Raw genomic sequence first — 20,390 nt, 5'->3', positions numbered from 1 at the left:
ATTACCTCCATTTACTATTTTCTTGGTCGAAAACATTGTAACATGGGGTCATGATGATGACCTTTCTTTTTACACAATTATATGGACTTTATCTTCTAGCGATGTTTATGCGCACGGAATCTGGATTTACTCTCATTCAAGCGGTGATTATGCGCACGAATCCGGAATTTACTCTCATTCAAGCGGTGATTATGCGCACAGCCCCGGAATCTACTCTCATTCTAGCACTGTTTATGCGCACGGAATCTGGATTTATTCTCACTCTAGCAGCGTTTATGCGCACGGATCCGGTATTTTTTCTCATTCAAGCAGATTTTATGCGCACGGATGCTGGATTTACTCTCATTCTAGCGCCGTTTATGCGCACGGATGCTAGATTTACTCTCATTCAAGCAGCGTTTATGCGCACGGAATCTGGATTTACTCTCATTCTAGCGATGTATATGCGCACGAATCCGGAATTTACTCTCAATCAAGCGGAGTTTATGCGCACGGAATCTGGATTTACTCTCATTCTAGCACTGTTTATGCGCACGAATCCGGAATTTACTCTCACTCTAGCTCCATATATGCGCACCGCACCCGAATTTACTCTCACCCCAGCACCATTCACGCGCACCGTCCCATTATTTCCTCTCATCTCCACCGAAATTCCCAATCACCACGCCGCAGAAAATCCACCCAATTCACTCTTCTTCGACAAACCTCAACAACAACCAACAAAATACGCGGAACCCCTTATGTACCAACGGTTTACACATTGTAAAAAGTTGACAAAAATTTGTGTAAAAACGTTTTCAAAATTGTATAACTTTGGTAATATATGCTATATCATAAGAAAAAAGTACTAGGTATCATTTTAACAGGGGGAAGGGGTATTAAAATGGGTCAGAATGAGTATCAAGAGGTTGAACCAACGTGGAGGATTAGCGATTTCGAGTATTTGAAAGCGCTTCACACATCAACCGGCAAAAATGTACTATTGCGGCGGGCACCAGGGAATTCGGAATACAAGTCACTTCAATTAAAAAAAGAGCTTCAACAACACCTTCGATTTCGCTTACCTAATGTATGGAGTCCTTTATCTGTTCACGGTGACAGTATGGTTTTCAATGATACGGACGGCAGATCCTTGAGACAAATTTTAAAAAATAAGGAGCTATCGACGACAGATATACTAGGGATTGCCATTCAGTTAGTGGACACCTTCTATGAATTTCATCAGCAAAACAAACGACATCTAACCATTATTCTCGATCAACTTATCCTAGCAAACGATAAAACCGTAAAAATATTACCTGTACCTTATTTTGACGAACGAAACAAAGAGAAGTATCAAGCACCGGAGGCACTCGTACATAAAGGAAAGGACTATGATCTTCGTTCGGATTTATACAAATTTGGCTTGCTGTTATATGAACTGTTTACGAATGGGAAAACGCCTTTCCCGGGAAATGAAGAGAAGGATTGGAGGCACAATCATATCGCTGTCGAGCCGGTCCCGTTAACACGGATGAACCGGACCATTCCCAAGATGGTTAGTAAAATTATTTTAACGCTTTTGAACAAAGACCCTGATAAACGGTACCAATGTACACAGCACCTTGCCAAGGATTTGTTAATCTGCTGGAAGGAGTTAAGTGAGAATGGGAATATTCAGCCATTCCGATTATCGTTAGGCTCCTTTGATGGGGATTTCTCGATTCCAACGGCTTTTTATGGAAGAGAAACAGAAATGAAGGCATTGTATGATGTGTTTCAACGAGCAGCTTTTGGATCGGCCGAACTCGTTTTTGTGAGTGGACCAGCTGGGATTGGAAAAACAACGTTGGTAAAAAATCAATTTCGGTCGATGGTTCAACACCGAGCATACATTGGGTGCGGGAAATTTGATCAAATGCAGCAAAAAATTCCGTATTATTCATTAGTAGAAGCATTTCGCGATATTGTCACGCAAATTTTAATGCAAAGCGATGAACAAGTGGAGGAGTGGAAGAACAATATCCAGGATGCAGTCGGTAACAATGGTCGAATTTTAACCGATGTGATTCCGGAATTAGCTGCTCTAATCGGTGAACAGCCGCCAGTTGAGGTTGTTTCTGATGCGGAATCTGCCAACCGTTTTATCCAAGTGTTTAACCAATTTGTCCAAGTATTTGCAAATGTGAACCATCCGTTAGTGCTGTTCCTTGATGACATTCATTGGGCAGACTATGCATCGCTAAAGCTTGTCTATTCGTTATTAACGAATCCGAACAGCCACCGGTTTATGGTTATTGGTTCGTGTAGAAAAAATGAATTCGCGGCTTTTGACTTAGTTTATCATCGATTGAAACAGATGGATCAATTTGGAGTAAAAACGACGGAAATTGACACCTCGCATTTGTCTATTACGGAAGTGGAGCAATTTATCGCAGATACGCTTGAAAGCAGTTTACCAGAAAGTAAAGGGCTAGCTCAATTAATCTATCGAAAAACAGCAGGAAATCCATTGTACATGAAGCAGCTGCTGCAATTAATTCAATCCGAGCAATGGATTCATTTTGATTCCGTATCGCAAAAATGGAATTGGGACGAAATTGCGATTCAAGGAGTAAAAGACCACGATCAAATCATCGAGTACATGATGGAAAAAATTGATCAATCACCACCAAAGCTAATCGAAGTGTTGAAGGTTGCAGCCTGTCTTGGGTATGCGTTTTATGAAAATGACCTGAACCGGTTTTCGACGCTGCCAGCCAAAGATGTTCAAGAGGGCTTGGTGCTTGCCCAGCAGGAAGGATTGATTTTGTCTCCAGACTTAGCAAGAGGGAAGAAGCGTTATCAATTTTTTCATAATCAAATTCAGCAAATGGCCTACGCGTTCGTTCGTGACAGCGAAAAGCAAGCAATTCATTTAAAAATTGGCCGATTTCTCGGTACAGTATTAAGTACGGATAAAAGCACGGACAATATTTTGTTTAAAGCAGTCAATCATTATAACAAAGGGATGCATCTGATTACAGAAGCCGAAGAGCAAGAAAAATTATTAACGCTGAATTATCGTGCAGCTCAAAAAGCAAAAAGTGCTGCAGCCTATCATAATGCAAAATATTATTACCGGCATGCGATTCAATTTATCGATCAGGAAAAATGGACGAACGCCTATGATTTTTGCTATCAGCTCTTTTTAGAGGTTTCCAATGTCGAGTACCTTTGCGGGAATTTTGAAGTTGCGGATGCTATTAATGCTGATCTGTTACAAATGGCAAAAGGCTGGCGAGAGAGTGCGCTCGTTTACCGGCAAAAAATTACCCAGTTAATTAGCCAGGAGAAGTATAAAGAGGCGATTGAAATGGGGATCTTTAGTGTTGCGCAGGTCGGTGTGAAATTGCCACTCGCACCAGACAATACCGAGTTAAAAGAGGCGATTCGACGAACGAGACAGCTTTTTCCGAACGGGTTTGAAGCATTAAGAAATCTTCCAGATGCAACGAATGAAGACATGAAACAGGCAATGAATATCATGGTTCAATTAATGCTGCCTGCCTTTTTTCAGAATCGAAGCGTATTTGTTTTAATCGTAAATAAGCTGATGGAATTAATCATGCAGCACGGAAAAATAGAGGATGCACCGACCATTTATGCGAGATATGGATTGTTTTTATGTGCGGGGCTGGAAGAGTTTGATAAAAGCTACGAAATTGGAAAAATAGCGGTGGAGTTAGCGGACCAGCAGGCGATTCCGTCTGTTCAATGTAAGGTTTATATCATCTTTGGCGGTGTTATTTGTTCATGGTATAAGGACGTCCAGCAGGGTGAGGAATATGTGAAGAAAGCGATTGACTTGGGGTTAAGCGTTGGGGATCTTATTACGACAAATATGGCGGTCGGCAAGCATATCAACATGGTCTACCCATGGCAGTCGTTAGATGCTATCATCGAGACGAATAAAAATTATCTAGATATACTCGATCAAACCAATGACCATTTCTTGCAAAACAGCGTCTACGCGAACATTCAATTTGCGCGATGCCTACAAGGCTTAACCAATGATCGCTTGACATTGAACGATTCTTCGTTTGATGAGGATAGCTTTATCGATACGGTCAGGAAAAAAGATCGTGGAAAAGGTCTTATCTTTCAATATTTAACGTATAAATTGCAAATCCATTATATTAATGGGGAATATCAATCAGCGGTAAACTATGCGCTCAAGGCGGAAGACTATCTGGACCATAATAGCTATCTTTCTCACTATGGAGAGTATCTCTTTTATAAAGCGCTATCGATTTTAAAGGCCTGGCAATCCTTTGAAGGAGATGAGCAGAAGCATTTATTGAGGGAAATGGCAAAAATATTACGGAAATTCTCGATTTGGCGTCAGCATAATCCTGTTGCTTTTGAGCATAGAGAATGGCTGCTCCGTGCAGAATATGCAACCATGCAGGATTTTCCTGAAAAAGCAGAGCTGCTATATGAGCAGGCGATCAAGTCGGCAAAGAAAAGCCATTACGATCAAAATCTAGCCATTACTTATGAGTTAGCTGCTCAATTCTATCTAGAACAAGGAAAATCCAGCATGATTCAAAACTACTTGGAAGAAGCAGTGCTAGCCTATACAAAATGGGGGGCAAGGCCAAAGGCCAAAGCCATTCGTGAGACGTATTCAGAATATTTTCCAACCGAAAAACAAGAAGCGTTATTGGAACATACAGATGATGATGCATTCGCTCAGGCTGAACTCGAAGCATATCCCATCAATAATTTGGCCAATATTATGAAAGCGTCTGAGTCATTATCATCGGATATGGATTTTAACCATTCGTTAAAGGAATTGATGTTCTCGATCAAGCGTGAATCACTCGCAGAAAAAGCCGTGCTATTTACGAAAGAGGACAACGCCATCATCGTTACTTCGATTGTGAAAGGAACAACAGAATTCTCTCTGCTTGCTGAGCGGCTGGAGGAATCCGCCGAGGTGCCGCAGCAAATTGTTCGGTTTGTCGATCGTACGAAAAAAATGATTTTGATTGATGATATGCTGCATCATCAGACATACCAGCAGGACAGTTATATGCGAAAACAAATGCCAAGATCGGTGCTTTGTTTACCAATCCTATTCCAGGGACAATTCAAAGGGATTCTTTACTTGGAAAATCGCTGGATTGCTAACCTGTTCTCAGAGGAACAAGCAAATGTCATTAAATATTTAGGTACACAGGCGATGTTCGTGACGAAGTTAATGGAAACGTTTGATGTGAAGGAAGCGAATCAGACGAATGTCACGACCATCGAGGAAGAAGAACCAAATCCAGACATGATGATCTTAGATGAACTGACTGAGCGCGAATTAGAAATTATCAACCTGATGGCAGCAGGTCTTTCGAATCAAGAAATTGCCCGCACGTTAGGACTAAAGGTTGGAACTGTAAAAGTTCATAATCATAACATCTTTTCGAAATTAGATGTAAACCGTCGAACGAAAGCAGTGTTCAAGGCAAAGGAATTAAAATTGATTGATAACGTGTAAATATCGTAATGATAAGCTTGGTTTGTAATGTATTGGGCAGACCAGGCTTATTTTTTTATGTTAATACGAGCTATTGCTCAGCGTGGAATATATCGATGACGATTGGAAGTAATCGGGGAGACATGTTGAAGGACAAAAGCGTATGGAAACGAAGCTCAGGTCGCCTTATTGAATGACTTGGAAATAAAAGTTAGTCATATAGGGATAAAGTATTGTTATGAGATACCTTTATTTGTTAAAATATAGGAAAATAGTTTTATTTTAATTAATAGAAAAAATAACTTGATTTAGGATTTGTTTTATAGGAAAATAGAACACGTTGTTTGGAAGATTTTGAATGATTTTGATAGAGGATGGTTAAAATGAATGCTTTTGAAGCATTATGTGATGAATTATTAATTGATTCCTATAAAAAATCAATTGAGCTGGATTTAGAAACGGATTTTGTTGAGTTACTTAAAGAAGAAATAAAATACAGAGGTCTAACTGTAAAAATCAACGAATAGAATCGTTATATTTAGCAGCAATCCATTTTAGGAAATCTCGTTCCTTATCGTTTAGAATGCGGTTTAGCGATTCCTCAGCTTCTGTTTTTAATAGTAGGTAGAAGTTATCTATTCTCGTTTTCAATATTCAAAGCTCCTTTGTGTTTCCAAGTATTTGTGGGTAATTATATAAAAGTTACCTATTATTTACAATCAGTTATGGTTTTTTTAACATAGACTTAATAATTCGCATCCATTGGGGTGTGTTTTTTATGTCTAAAATGATAATAGAGCGTAGTATTTTTTTAATTACTGTTACAAAAGTGGGATGCCTTTTTGTCATCCTGCTTTTTTTATTTGCCTTTTTTATCCCCGCAAAATTCTATCAATCTCGAGCTTTCTAACCCTCCTATAACTTTTGATATATGTGTGTATTCCTAGCCTTGGTGTATAACTAAAAACAAGTTGATTGAAAACTTTTCACAATGACAGCGTACAAAAAGTCATGATTTGTTTTCAATAAAGTACTAAAGAATGGAAAGGAAAATGGAGGGACAAAGATGGAAGAAACAGTTTCGTTAAGGGAAATATTTGAAGTGTTGAAAAAGCGGATGCTACTCATCCTATCGCTTACGATTGGAGCAGCATTAATTAGTGGATTCGTTAGTTATTATCTATTAACGCCAACCTATCAATCTAGCTCACAGTTTATCGTTAATCAGAAGGAAAACGCTCCAGAACAATTGATGTATGACTTAGGACAAATTCGTACCAATGTTGAATTGATTAATACGTATAATGTCATTATTAAAAGTCCTCGTATATTAGACATGGTATCGGAACAGCTAGGGACAGAAATTACACCGGGTAACATTGGGGTGTCTAGTGCACAGGAATCACAGGTTGTTACTGTAACAGCTCGAGATACAAACCCAGCACAGGCAATCACGATTGCAAACACGATTGTTACGGTTTTCCAAGAAGAAATTCCTACGATTATGAATGTCGATAATGTCAATGTCTTGTCAGAAGCTACCGTAGCAGGGCAAGTAAGTCCGAACCCATTACTTAATATTGCGATCGCATTAGTACTAGGGGCAATGGTAGGTGTTGGTTTAGCATTCTTATTAGAGTATTTAGATAACACGATAAAATCGGAAGACGATATTCAGAAATATTTAGATATTCCTGTATTAGGAGTTGTCTCCCACGTGGATAACAAGGGTGTTGTGTTGAAGGAAGAGTTTAATTATGCACAGAGAAAACGAGGAAGAGGTGTAATATCTGATGCTGAAAAGAAAACAGTCTAGTGATGGTATAACGACATTAATTGCAAGAAGTAATCCGAAGTCAGTGATTGCGGAACAGTATCGAACGATTCGGACCAATATTCAATTTGCTTCAATTGATAGAAACACAAAGACAATCATGGTCACATCACCTGGTCCCGGAGAAGGAAAAACAATGACAGCGGCAAATCTTGCAGTTGTCTTTGCGCAACAAGGAAAAAAGGTTCTCATTGTAGATGCGGACATGCGTAAGCCTGCGTTGCATTTGCGATTCAGGAAAACGAATGAGCAAGGATTAAGCAATATTTTAGCGGGAAATCAAACCTTGCAAGAATCAGTCTATGAAACAGGAATGAATCAATTAGACTTGTTAACCTGTGGACCAATTCCTCCGAATCCATCTGAATTATTAGGTTCAAAAGCGATGGAGGAATTTATAGAGGAAGCAAAAGAAAACTATGATTTAGTTATTTTTGATACATCACCAGTGTTGGCAGTATCAGATGCCCAGGTTCTAGGCGGCTTTTGTGAAGGAACCATCTTAGTGCTAAGAAGTAAGTTTACAGAGTATCGAGCAACTCAAAAAACAATTGATTTATTAAAGAGTGTGAATACGAAATTACTAGGTACCATACTGAATGATCGAGAGAAAAAGAATTCGAACTTTTACTATTATGCGAAGAAAAAATAATGAGTGGAGAATCCCCTGCTGAAATGGCAGGGGATTTTTATTGCTGTCTAGCTCCATCGCCCAGCGACTAGTGAGACTTACCTCACCTCCGTACGATAAGTCAACATAGGTTCTAACTTAAGGAAGGCCGACTAAAACGGGGCTCCTGAGCCCAACGTCGGGATACCCCTATGAAGGGGCATGTTTCCTTTATCTCCTGCGGTTCAGTCCAAATGTTTTCGGTGGGACGAGTAACCGCAGTCCCAGTCCATACGTCGCTACCAGGGCGCTTGCGCTTTTGTTCCTTTTTTTATTTATGAGTCATTTTTCCCAGAAGTAACATTAGCCATTTATGAATGAGTAAATTTTAAAAAATCATCTGCCATTTGATAGCAAATGTTAGTTTTTCTAACGTGAAATCGATAAATTTTTAAAAAAATAATAGAAATTTTTAGAAAAAAAGCGCTTTCTATAACTTTGGATATATGGTTTATAACTTTTCCTTTGATATAAATAAGTCAAAGGAAGTAATACAACGTAATCATGATGATGACTTATTCGTGAAGAGGATATGACCTAACTGGTAAAAAAGTTAGTGCTTTCATCATCATCTAACAAGAAGCTACAAATCTAGTGAAAAAGTTTAAGGAATAAAGTAAAAAGTACGATTCATCGATTAAAACGAAATTCGGTGAATGAGATAAGATGTAAAGCATTTATACAAATAATTTACTGAAGATTTCGACAATATATTTGGTGATGTCTCCTTACCACTATCAATGGAGACACTCGATCACGCTGTGGGTTGGATAAAAATCCAGAACCTTAGCGCTCGTCTGCAATAGTGTGATGTGAGGTTGGGTTAAATGCCCATGTACATAAATTATTAACTATTTTGTTTTTAAATAGTTAGTGAAACGGTATGACAACGGTTGTATCGTTCCATTAGCTATTTACTTACTTCATTATATTTTCAAGGAGGAAGAAAAATTATGAAACAAGTTAAAAAAGCAATTATCCCAGCAGCTGGTCTCGGGACAAGATTTTTACCAGCAACGAAAGCGATGCCGAAAGAGATGCTCCCAATCGTAGACAAGCCAACCATTCAATATATCGTCGAAGAAGCAGTAGCATCAGGAATTGAAGATATCATCATTGTTACTGGTAAAGGAAAGCGCGCCATCGAGGATCACTTTGATAACTCGCCGGAATTAGAACGCAGTCTAGCGGAAAAAGGAAAGTTAGATTTATTGGCAAAGGTAGAGTATTCCTCTAACTTAGCGGACATTCACTACATAAGACAAAGACATCCAAAAGGATTAGGACATGCAGTATGGAGTGCTCGTAATTTTATTGGCGATGAGCCATTTGCAGTGTTACTTGGTGATGACATCGTTCAAAGTGATGTTCCTTGCTTAAAGCAATTAATTGATCAGTATGAGCAAACACAAGCTTCGATTATCGGTGTCCAACAGGTTCCAGAAAATGAAACACACCGTTACGGAATTATTGATCCAAGTGGCAATGAAGGACGCCGTTATCAAGTCGATCGCTTTGTTGAAAAACCAGACCCTGGAATGGCACCATCAAACTTAGCGATTATGGGACGTTATATTTTCACACCAGAAATTTTTAGATTCTTGGACAAGCAAGAAGTTGGTGCAGGTGGAGAAATTCAATTAACAGATGCGATTCAACATTTAAATCAAATCCAACGAGTATTTGCTTATGACTTTGAAGGCAAACGATTTGACGTTGGGGAGAAATTAGGGTTTGTGAAGACGACGATTGAGTTTGCTTTACAGAATAAGGAGATAAAGGAAGAAGTGTTCGAATATTTACAAGAGATTCTTAATGAATCATTGGTAGGAAGGTGATTAGGTGAGTAAACCTAGTACAGAAGTTAAATCTGCATACCTGTCAAGATCGAAAAGCAGTTTTGATGTAAGAGAAATTGAGGATGTCTCAAAATTTTATCTATTTGTAAAGCGAACAATGGACATTTTTGTAGCAATGTTGGCTTTATTTCTTACGTTTCCGGTATTTTTAATTGTTTCTGTTTTCTATATGTTTGGGGATTCGAAAGGTCCATTACTTTTTAAACAACAAAGATACGGTAAAAACGGTCAATTATTCAATATATATAAATTTAGATCAATGGTGGTAAACGCTGATGAAAAATTGAAAAAAAATCAGGTTCTTTATCAAAAGTACTTGGACAATAATTATAAGTTAGAACCTGAAGAAGATCCAAGGATTACAAAACTTGGTAGATTTCTAAGAAAAACAAGTTTAGATGAATTACCTCAATTAATTAATGTTTTAAAAGGGGATATGAGTCTAGTGGGCCCTAGACCAATAGTTGAGGAAGAGTTAAAAGAGTATGGTTCTAGGTCGTACGAATTTTTATCAGCAAAACCAGGAGTGACAGGTTACTGGCAAGTCAGTGGACGAAGTGAAGTGGGTTATCCGGAGCGAGTTGATTTAGAATTATACTATGTTTATAACCAGTCCTTTTATTTAGATGTAAAGATACTGGTTCAAACGTTTTTAGTAGTTTTTTTAAGAAAAGGAGCTTTTTAATGTGTTTAATTCTTTGAGATTGGGGGAATGTAAGTGAAAATTTCAGTTGTAGGCACTGGTTATGTTGGTCTTGTAACTGGTGTTAGTCTTTCAGAAATTGGACATACCGTAACTTGTATCGATATAGATCAAGCTAAGATTGAAACGTTGAAAAAAGGGATTTCGCCAATTTATGAACCTGGTTTGGAGAAAATGATGTTAGATAATATGGATGAAAATCGTTTGTTTTTTACTACAGATTTTCTAAAGGGGTTTAAAAATCCGGATGTAATATACATTGCAGTTGGTACACCAGAGAATGAGGATGGATCAGCTAACTTGGCTTTTGTAGAGCAAGTTGCATTAGATATTGCACACTACGTAAATAAAGACACAATCGTTGTTACCAAAAGTACAGTTCCAGTTGGTACAAACCATAAGATTAAACAGATTATTGATTTCCATTTAAAAATGGATGTCAAAATTGAAGTTGTTTCTAATCCAGAATTTTTAAAAGAAGGTTCGGCTATACGTGATTCCTTTCAGGGTGATCGAATCGTGATAGGAGCTGATAGCGATGAAGCTTCTACTATCATTGAAGAGATTAATAAGCCATTTGGAGTTCCAGTATATAAGACAGACATAAGAAGTGCTGAGATGATTAAATATGCGTCCAATGCCTTCTTAGCAACAAAGATCAGTTTTATTAATGAAATTTCTAATATTTGCGAACGAGTTGGCGCCAATGTTGAGGAAGTTGCGACTGGAATGGGACTTGATAAACGAATTGGAAATCAATTTTTAAATGCTGGTATTGGATATGGTGGTTCTTGTTTTCCGAAGGATACGAAGGCACTCATACAAATTGCTGGAAATGTCCATTATGACTTTGAACTACTTAAAGGCGTAGTTGAAGTAAATAAAAAACAACAGAGACTGATTTTAGATAAGTTACATGATCTTTTTATGTCTATTCATGGAAAGAAAGTTGCAGTTCTAGGCTTAGCATTTAAACCAGATACTGATGATATGCGAGAAGCAGCATCAATTGTTGTCACTGAATACCTTGTTGAGAATGGAGCAGAGGTTGTAGCTTGGGATCCAGTTGCAGCTCATAATGCGAAACATATTTTACGAGAAGAGATAAAATATGTAGATGCAATTGAGGAAGCATTAGGAGGCAGTGATGTGGTACTTATCTTAACAGAATGGAATCAGGTAAAAAATTTAGATCCAAAGGTCTTCCTGTTAATGAATGACCCAATCGTAATTGATGGTAGAAATTGCTTTAAGCTGGGAGAAATACAAAAGTATAATGTAGAGTACCATTCCGTTGGCCGCCCTTCCGTTCTTAGAAGAAAAGTATTTCTTTAGTCTTATATAAAAGTGAAAGCAGTCAATAAGGTATAAACTGAAGGCAATTCAAAAAAATTATTGAATATGAATAGAAGTTTAGTATGACCTAGATAACTTTTAAACCTTAGGTAAGATATAAAAATACTGAGTTGAATTATATATAGTTTCGGGAAAGTTATAATGGAACAATTTTACTGAATTAAGAGATGGGTAATTCTCAATTCAAAATGGTAATCTATCTAGTAATCCTAATTCTTTATTAAAGTTCAAGGATTTGATTGAGTATAAGGTTGTTTAAAAAGGTGGAATTATAAATGAATTTTGATAAAAAAATCTATGTGGCAGGTCATAAAGGTTTAGTCGGATCAGCTATTATCAGAAAGCTTAAGGAAAAAGGTTATAAAAATATTGTCTATAGAACCAGTAAGGAATTAGATTTAACAAATAAGCAACAAGTAGATGAATTTTTTGAAGTTGAAAAACCTGAGTATGTTTTTTTGGCTGCAGCAAAAGTTGGAGGAATTGTTGCCAATAATGCATACCCAGCAGATTTTATACGAGACAATATATTAATACAAACAAATGTTATTGAAGCTTCCTACCAGAACCATGTAGAAAAGCTTCTTTTTTTAGGTAGCACATGTATTTATCCAAAGCTTGCCCCTCAACCATTGAAAGAAGAATATCTGTTAACTGGGGAGCTTGAGGCAACCAATGAACCATATGCAATTGCAAAAATTGCTGGTATTAAAATGTGTAAATCTTACAATCGTCAGTATGGAACTAATTATATATCCGTAATGCCGACTAATCTTTATGGGGTAAATGACAATTACGATTTAGAGAAATCACATGTTTTACCAGCTCTAATAAGGAAATTTCATGAAGCAAAAATATTAGATAAACCTAGAGTTGAGGTATGGGGAACAGGTTTGCCAAGAAGAGAGTTTTTATTCTCAGATGACTTAGCTGATGCAGTTATTTATTTGATGAAAACCTATTCAGGTAATGAGATTGTAAATATAGGTGTTGGAATGGATATATCGATTAAAGAACTAGCTGAAAAAGTAAAGAGTATTATTGGGTATGAAGGTGATATTGTTTTTAATACTTCTAAGCCAGACGGAACCCCTAGAAAACTTGTAGACGTAACAAAATTAAAGAACTTAGGGTGGGAAGCGAAGACATCACTTGATGAAGGATTATATAAGTCTTATTTATGGTTCAAAAATAATTTTGATAAAGCAACAACTGTTGCTAAATAGGGGAGATTCTTATGAAAAGAGCATTAGTTACAGGAGTAACAGGACAAGATGGTTCATATTTGGCCGAATTACTGCTTTCTAAGGGATATGAAGTATATGGACTACGTAGGAGAACAAGTACTCCAAATTATGAGAATGTTGAGCATATTAAAGACCGAATAGTATGGATAGAAGGTGATTTGACAGACCTAGCATCATTGATAGAAGCCATAAGGATGTCTAAACCAGATGAAATCTATAATCTTGCAGCACAGTCTTTTGTAGCAACCTCTTGGCCACAGCCAATTGCAACCAGCAATATTACCGCATTGGGTGTAATCAATATGTTGGAGGCTGCTAGGCTTATAAAGCCAGATGTTCGATTCTACCAAGCATCTAGTTCTGAAATGTTTGGTAAGGTAGTTGAAACTCCTCAGAAGGAGACAACCCCTTTTTATCCTCGTAGTCCGTATGGGGTAGCTAAAGTGTATGGTCACTGGATTACAGTTAATTATAGGGAGAGCTATAATATGTTTGCCTGCTCAGGTATTCTGTTTAATCATGAATCTCCAAGAAGAGGGTTGGAATTTGTTACTCGAAAAGTAACTGATGGTGTTGCTAGAATAAAAATGGGTATATTAAATGAGTTAAGATTAGGTAACTTAGATGCAAAAAGGGATTGGGGTTTTGCAGGAGATTATGTTAAAGCAATGTGGTTAATGTTACAGCAAGATGACCCAGACGATTATGTTATTTCTACAGGTGAAACGCATACAGTAAGAGAGCTAGTCGAAATTGCTTTTGAACATGTTGGTCTGGACTGGAAGCAATATGTAGTAATAGATGAAAATTTCACAAGGCCCGCAGAGGTTGATTTATTGTTAGGGGATTGTTCCAAGGCAATAAAAAAATTAAATTGGGAGTTAGAGGTTGATTTTGAGCAATTAGTAAAGATGATGGTTGATTCAGATTTAGGTAAGTTGAGGAGATCCTTGCAGTTTAATTAGTAGGTAATAAATTAATAGAAATTCACTAGTGAATTTTTAAATTTAAAAAGGGACTTAAAATATATGAGTATATACATGATTAGGATATTCTTTTTATATTTATTAGGATGTGCAATATTATTTTCTTATTCGCCTATTATTAGTTACTCAAGCAATTATATTATCTATGGAATAATATTTATTCTTATTCTACTAAATATAAAAGAATACTTTAGAATATTATTTAATAACATTCCTATTATATTTATTCTAATAATATTAATGGGTTTCCATTTAATTTATTTTATTATATATAATAATATTTCATTTTCGGAGATAAGGTCTATAGTTATTTCTTTTTTCGTATTCTTATTATTTTTCTCTAATAATATTGAGGAAAGAAGAATGCATAGTATTATCTACCATCATAGTATTATAACAATAATACTTTCAGTAGGTATTATTGCTTTTTATTATAATGGGAATTTAATTGAAGCTGTTTTAAATACTGGAATTTATTTTTATCCAGAAAAGAATAGTTTTTCTCCACTTTTATTAGTTTCATTAATCTATATCATTTATAGACTTTTTTATTATAGATTTAATATATATAGTCTTATCTTCTTATTTATAGGGGCTATCTCATTAATAGTTATACAATCTAGAACTGCAATTCTATCTTTCTTAGTATCAGGATTGCTCTTACTTTTAATTAAAATGAATAGGATATGGAATAGTTTAATTGGGATTATAATAAATCTTTCTATGTTCTGCTTAATCATAGTATTTACGGCCTATAGTGAATGGTTTAATAACCTTATAAGTTTATTGTTTAGGTTTGATTATATACAGTATGCTAATTACAGTAATTTCACTGACAACTTAACTAGCGGGAGATTAATTAGTATTAAAGTTGCGTATGAAAATTTTATGAAAAATCCCTTATTTGGTACAAGTTTTCGAGTAGAACATATTATTAATGACCCTATATCTAAAGCAGGAGTACACAATATGTGGTTAAGGACTTTGTTTTATGGTGGTATTTTTTACTTTATTATATTAATCTTGTTTATCTTCTTGTTACTAAAAAACTATACTGTTAACCTAAAATATAACCATTTAATTTATGCATTATTAGTAGGAGCGTTGATAATGTCACTTGGAGAGCCGTTTGCACCATTTGGTCCAGGAACCTCTTATTTTCTTTTATGGTTAGTAATGGGGTTGCTTTTGCAAGTGAAGAATCTGAGAAAGCAGTCAAGTCTAGTTGAAAAAGTACTGTAAAGGAGGTTAGGAATTGAAAATATTTGTAAATGCAACAGCAAATGATGATCGAGGACCTCTCTCACTTACTCAAGATTTTTTAAGGGACATGGTGGAAAATAATCAATATTTAAAAGATAAAAACATTCACTTATACGTTTTAGTTTCAAAAAAAGAATTGGAGTACTATAACAGTGATAATTTGGTGGTAAAATATGATTGTCTTCCAAAGAAAAGTTTTTTTCACAAATATTACTATGAGAGGGTCTTTATACCTGAGATCATGATTAAAGAGGGATATGACGTCTATCTTTCTCTACAAAACACTTCCATAAAAAAGGGGCGATATAAACAGGTTGTCCTAATACATTCTCCTCTCCCCTTTGAAAATCTAAGACTTGGAGACATAGATTACAAAATTTATTTTAAATATAGGGTTTTACTTAGGAATTTGTTGAAGTTACAATGCAAATCTATTGATAATATAATCGTCCAAACGCATTGGATGAAAAAATCTATTGAAAAATTAGGATTCAAAAGAAGAATAGAGGTAGTAAGACCAAATAGCAGATTAATTATTAATAAAGAACACATAAATAATGCCTGGTTTAAGAAAATTGCGTCTGATAAGAATATAAAACTAATATATCCTACAAACCGTGATCGATATAAAAATAATCGACGACTTATTAAGTCTGTTGAAGAGCACAATAAAAAATGTTCTAATTCACGAAGAATTACTCTATATTTAACGATTGATGGACCAGATACGGATTCGATTAAATATATAGGTAAAGTTGATTATAATCACATGTACAACCTCTACAAATTAATGGATGCTTTAGTTTTTCCTTCACTAACTGAAACACTAGGACTTCCACTCCTTGAAGCAGAACAACTAGGATTACCAAGAATTGTTGCAGACAGGGAATATGCAAGAGATGTTTGTAAGGCTAAAGCATATTATTTCAACCCGCTTTCTATACAGTCTATAGAATTATCGATTAACAGTTTTATTTCTCATATCAATGAAGAAAAAAAGCAAATAGACTCATATGAACCATCTCAAACATCAAGTTATCTTAATTATATAGAGGTCATTGAGAAGAGTTTTACAGCAGAATATCATAGTGGAAAAAATATGGAGAAAATAATATAGAATGGGTAGGTAAAATGAAAAATAAGAAAAGAATTGTATTTGTAATTAATTATTTTTATCCTGATTTGGCTTCTACTGGGCAACTCATGACTGATCTCTGTTCAGAACTTCAATATGAATATGAAATAACAGTGATAGCTGCTCAACCAGGGTACGCAGGGGAAGATAATTATCATACAAAAAAAATTAGCGTTAAATTTTATCAAAATATAAAAGTTATTTCAGTCAAGTTACCAAGTGTAAATAAGAACAAAAAAATTAGCCGATTAAAATATATTACCACTTACTTTTTGCTTTCAATATTAATGTTAATAAGACAAAAAGATGTTGATGTTATTTATACAATCTCTCAACCTCCAATTTTAGGAGGATTAATTGGGACAATCGGAAAATTCATTTTAAAAGCAAAGCATATATATAACATTCAAGATTTTAATCCAGAACAGGCTTCTATCATCAACTTTTTAAGTAACAAACTTATTTTAAGATTTGCAAGATTTCTTGACAATCTAAACTGTAGACTTGCAAATGAAATTGTTCTTGTAGGAGAAGATATGGTCGAAACCTTACTTAAAAGGTTTAAAGGAAGGTACAAACCATCATATTCAGTAATAAATAATTGGATTGATGAAAAAGTTGTTATACCTTTAAGTAATGATGATGAGGTAATTAAAAAATTTAAAAATTACTATAAACTTAATAACAAGTTTATAGTAATGTATTCTGGAAACTTAGGGCTGTATTACGATTTAGAAAATATAATTAAGATAACTAAAGAATTTAGTACTTATTCAAACATAATGTTTGTATTTATCGGTGAGGGTGCAATAAAAAGTCAACTTCTAACATTTGTCAATGATAATGGGCTTGAAAATGTTCTTTTTTTACCTTATCAAGCTAGAGAATTTATAAAATATTCTTTAAATATTGCAGACATACATTTAGTTGTAAATCAAAAAGGTATAAAAGGGATTTCTGTTCCTAGTAAGATATATGGAGTAATGGCAGTAGGTAAGCCAATTTTAGGTGTACTTGAAAATGGTAGTGAAGCTGAAAGGCTTATAAATAAGAGTCAGTGTGGATTCGTTGTTGAACCGCAAAATTATGAGGAAATAAAAACTCTTATTTTAAAATTCTATAATATGGATAAAAATGAACTCAATGTACTTGGAAAGAATGGAAGATATTACTTAGAGCGACACTTAAGGAAAGAAATTTCTATTAATAAATACAGAGACATAATTAAATCAGTTTAGTTTAATAAAATTGGATCTAGGTCAATATTTATGACACAAAAAAACTAATTTTCTAGCTGAATAAATCTTAAAATTAGGAGACTTGAAATGAAGCCTCGCACGAACTGTTTTACTATAAATGCTAACGGTATGAAATGTAAGGACTAAAAATTAGTCTAGCTGTCTTTAGCTGAACTTCCAGAATTATAAAGGTCAACAATCATTTTTTTGAAATATTCATTGTATTTTTTGCCCGTATGTTGTTTCCCATAGGGACACAACCTTTCTTCTATATAGTGTAACCAATCCATAGAAACTTAACTAAGTTGTGTCCATGAGACTATACTAGAATCAAATGAATGTTATAAACTAGAGGTGACTTAAAATTGAAAATACTTTTTATAACTAATATTCCATCCCCATACAGGATGGAATTTTTTAATGAGATTGGAAAATATTGTAGTTTAACAGTATTATTTGAACGTGAAAATGCTTCTGATCGTAAAAGGCAATGGTTTAGTAAATCCAATCATAACTTTGAGGCTATCTTCTTAAAAGGTATAAAAACTGGAAAAGATACAGCATTTTGTCCATCAATTGTAAAATGGATAAAAAAAAGAGAATTTGATCTTTGTATAGTTGGTTTATACAGCTCATTAACGGGTATTCTTGCAATTAATACACTAAAAATGTTACGTGTACCTTTTATAATTAGCTCGGATGGTGGATTTATAAAAGAAGATAGCTTTTTTGTTGGACGTATTAAAAGATATTTAATTGGTAGTGCAAATTGGTGGTTGAGTACAGGAGTGGAGACTAACCGTTATTTAGAACATTATGGGGCAAAAAGCGATAACATATATATTTATCCGTTTACGTCCATTAGACAAGAGCACATTAATTACTTACCTGTCTCTAATAAAGAAAAATTAGAAATGCGTAAAGAACTGGGCATAAATGCAAGTAAAATGGTATTAGCTGTTGGTCAATTTATTTATAGAAAAGGATTTGAAACTCTTATCAGCTCATGGGTGGAGATGCCCAATGATACAGAACTTGTATTAATTGGAGGACCTAAAAATGATGAGTATTTAAAAATATTAAATAACTTGTCAATTAATAATGTAAGAGTTCTAGACTTTATAAACTTTAATGAATTAACAAAATATTATAGGGCTTCAGACGTCTTTGTTTTACCAACTCGTGAAGATATATGGGGATTAGTTATAAATGAAGCAATGGCAATTGGTCTGCCAATCGTTTCAACAAATAAATGTATTGCAGGATTAGAGTTAGTAAGAGACAACGAGAATGGTTTTATAGTTCAAGTAGACAATTATACTGAACTAATTGAAAGAATAAAGTATGTACTAGAAAATGATGTTCTAACTAAAAATATGAGTATTTCTAGCTTAGAAAAAATAAAAGATTATACTGTAGAGAATATGGCAAGAAGACACATAGATATATTTTCCGAAATTCTAAATAAGGAAGAGGTTAGATACATTTGAGCATAAAAGTAAGTGTCATTATTCCAATATATAATGCAGAAAAATACCTAACCAAATGTTTAGAGAGTGTTATTAGTCAAACATTGAATCAAATAGAAATTATCCTTGTAAATGACGGAAGTTTTGATAATTCGGGAGCTGTTGCTGAACAATATGAACAAAAAGATAATCGGATAAGAGTTTTCCACAAAGATAACGGTGGGGTTAGTAGTGCAAGAAACTTAGGTTTACGAATGGCTAAGGGTCAATATATTAGTTTTATTGACGCTGATGATTATATTGATAAAAATATGTTAATTGAGTTATATGAACGAGCTGTCAGTTTTAATCTTGATATTGTAGTTTCAGGAAGGGTTACGGAATATACGAAAACTAATAAAACAGTCACTCAAACTTTGGGTAAAGATACATTGTCCTATAACAAAAATACTATAGGAATGGATATTTTTTATTTATGCGAAAATAATCATTTTGATGTTCTTTGGAATAAGTTATATAAATCTGAGGTTATTAATAAACACGATATTGTATTCAAGGAATATGCCACCACGTCTCAAGATTTACTATTTAATGTTGAATCTTTTATACATGCTGAGTCTGTAAGCTTAATAGATAAGGCCTATTATCATTATATGAATAGAGATGAAACAAGCATAGTCAGAAAATATCATAAAGATATTTTCGAGATAATGGAGAAGAGAAATAAAGCTCTTTACTATTTATTTAAACATTTTGAATTAAGTACCCAAAAACATACAAATTGGTTGCTTAATGAATATTGTAATTGTATAAAAGTTTGTTTATTAAATCTTTATAGAAGAGATAGTAACCTTAGTATCAAAGATAAAATAAAATATGTTAGAAGAAATTTCATGAAAAATTCCATAGTTATTAAAAATTTAAACTCCTGGAATCCGAAAGGTTTTCTGAACAAGTTGTTTAAATTGGTTATTGGCACTAAGTCTTCAACACTATTAGTGGTAGTATATAATATTTTATTCTTTATAAGATATAGATTTCAACCGTTGTATTTGTTGTATAGGGACAAATTTAGTCTATTAAATGCTACTAGTAAGCAAAAATGAATTTTTAGTGTATTAATAGAAAGGAAAAGGAAA

At 34.6% G+C, this 20,390-nt stretch carries 16 protein-coding genes; 15 read left to right on the top strand and 1 reads right to left on the bottom strand.

Going from position 1 to position 20,390, the window contains the following annotated elements:
• Window positions 1-56: 56 nt before the first annotated feature.
• The 3 genes from JOC48_RS19860 to sda all read left to right on the top strand — a co-directional run bounded on the left by JOC48_RS19860 (window position 57) and on the right by sda (window position 6,018).
• Window positions 57-851 (top strand): hypothetical protein, encoded by a 795-nt coding sequence (locus JOC48_RS19860; RefSeq protein ID WP_204502156.1) that lies wholly within the window; start codon window positions 57-59, stop codon window positions 849-851.
• Between the two features lie 32 nt (window positions 852-883).
• On the top strand, window positions 884-5,512 hold the full coding sequence (locus tag JOC48_RS19855; RefSeq protein WP_204502155.1) for an AAA family ATPase: 4,629 nt from the start codon (window positions 884-886) through the stop codon (window positions 5,510-5,512).
• 362 nt (window positions 5,513-5,874) lie between these two features.
• Entirely contained in the window at window positions 5,875-6,018 is a 144-nt protein-coding gene (sda, locus tag JOC48_RS19850; RefSeq protein WP_204502154.1) for a sporulation histidine kinase inhibitor Sda, read from the top strand.
• Here the strand turns inward: sda and JOC48_RS21635 are convergent.
• Complete coding sequence (locus tag JOC48_RS21635) at window positions 6,008-6,142, bottom strand: hypothetical protein (protein ID WP_275580784.1); 135 nt, start codon at window positions 6,140-6,142, stop codon at window positions 6,008-6,010. The two genes, sda and JOC48_RS21635, sit on opposite strands and share 11 nt — an antisense overlap.
• Window positions 6,143-6,557: 415 nt before the next feature.
• Here JOC48_RS21635 and JOC48_RS19845 point away from each other — a divergent pair, with 415 nt between their 5' ends.
• From JOC48_RS19845 to JOC48_RS19790, 12 genes are all read left to right on the top strand, one after another.
• Entirely contained in the window at window positions 6,558-7,307 is a 750-nt protein-coding gene (locus JOC48_RS19845) for a YveK family protein (RefSeq protein ID WP_204502153.1), read from the top strand.
• Entirely contained in the window at window positions 7,285-7,977 is a 693-nt protein-coding gene (locus JOC48_RS19840; protein WP_204502152.1) for a CpsD/CapB family tyrosine-protein kinase, read from the top strand. Before JOC48_RS19845 ends, JOC48_RS19840 begins: the two co-directional genes overlap by 23 nt.
• A 971-nt stretch (window positions 7,978-8,948) precedes the next feature.
• A complete protein-coding gene (galU, locus tag JOC48_RS19835) occupies window positions 8,949-9,833 on the top strand; it encodes a UTP--glucose-1-phosphate uridylyltransferase GalU (protein ID WP_204502151.1) in 885 nt (294 codons plus the stop codon).
• Between the two features lie 40 nt (window positions 9,834-9,873).
• Entirely contained in the window at window positions 9,874-10,539 is a 666-nt protein-coding gene (locus tag JOC48_RS19830; protein ID WP_275580786.1) for a sugar transferase, read from the top strand.
• A gap of 33 nt (window positions 10,540-10,572) precedes the next feature.
• Window positions 10,573-11,892, top strand: coding sequence for a nucleotide sugar dehydrogenase (locus JOC48_RS19825; RefSeq protein ID WP_204502150.1), 1,320 nt, complete (start codon window positions 10,573-10,575; stop codon window positions 11,890-11,892).
• Between the two features lie 296 nt (window positions 11,893-12,188).
• On the top strand, window positions 12,189-13,139 hold the full coding sequence (gene fcl, locus JOC48_RS19820; RefSeq protein WP_204502149.1) for a GDP-L-fucose synthase: 951 nt from the start codon (window positions 12,189-12,191) through the stop codon (window positions 13,137-13,139).
• An 11-nt stretch (window positions 13,140-13,150) separates the two neighbouring features.
• The gene (gmd, locus tag JOC48_RS19815; RefSeq protein WP_204502148.1) at window positions 13,151-14,125 is read left to right on the top strand and encodes a GDP-mannose 4,6-dehydratase; all 975 of its coding nucleotides are present in this window, start codon (window positions 13,151-13,153) and stop codon (window positions 14,123-14,125) included.
• Between the two features lie 63 nt (window positions 14,126-14,188).
• Window positions 14,189-15,388 (top strand): O-antigen ligase family protein, encoded by a 1,200-nt coding sequence (locus JOC48_RS21630; RefSeq protein ID WP_338024355.1) that lies wholly within the window; start codon window positions 14,189-14,191, stop codon window positions 15,386-15,388.
• A 13-nt stretch (window positions 15,389-15,401) separates the two neighbouring features.
• A complete protein-coding gene (locus JOC48_RS19805; protein ID WP_204502146.1) occupies window positions 15,402-16,526 on the top strand; it encodes a glycosyltransferase in 1,125 nt (374 codons plus the stop codon).
• A 14-nt stretch (window positions 16,527-16,540) separates the two neighbouring features.
• Window positions 16,541-17,782 (top strand): glycosyltransferase family 4 protein, encoded by a 1,242-nt coding sequence (locus JOC48_RS19800; protein WP_204502145.1) that lies wholly within the window; start codon window positions 16,541-16,543, stop codon window positions 17,780-17,782.
• Window positions 17,783-18,189: 407 nt separating this feature from the next.
• Window positions 18,190-19,272 (top strand): glycosyltransferase family 4 protein, encoded by a 1,083-nt coding sequence (locus JOC48_RS19795; RefSeq protein WP_204502144.1) that lies wholly within the window; start codon window positions 18,190-18,192, stop codon window positions 19,270-19,272.
• Window positions 19,269-20,357: a glycosyltransferase gene (locus JOC48_RS19790; RefSeq protein WP_204502143.1), complete on the top strand. Its 1,089-nt coding sequence runs from the start codon at window positions 19,269-19,271 to the stop codon at window positions 20,355-20,357. Before JOC48_RS19795 ends, JOC48_RS19790 begins: the two co-directional genes overlap by 4 nt.
• Window positions 20,358-20,390: the final 33 nt, after the last annotated feature.

Origin of the sequence: Aquibacillus albus (assembly GCF_016908325.1) — a bacterium.
Lineage (GTDB): Bacteria > Bacillota > Bacilli > Bacillales > Amphibacillaceae > Aquibacillus_A > Aquibacillus_A albus.
This window is presented reverse-complemented; position numbering and strand designations above follow the sequence as displayed.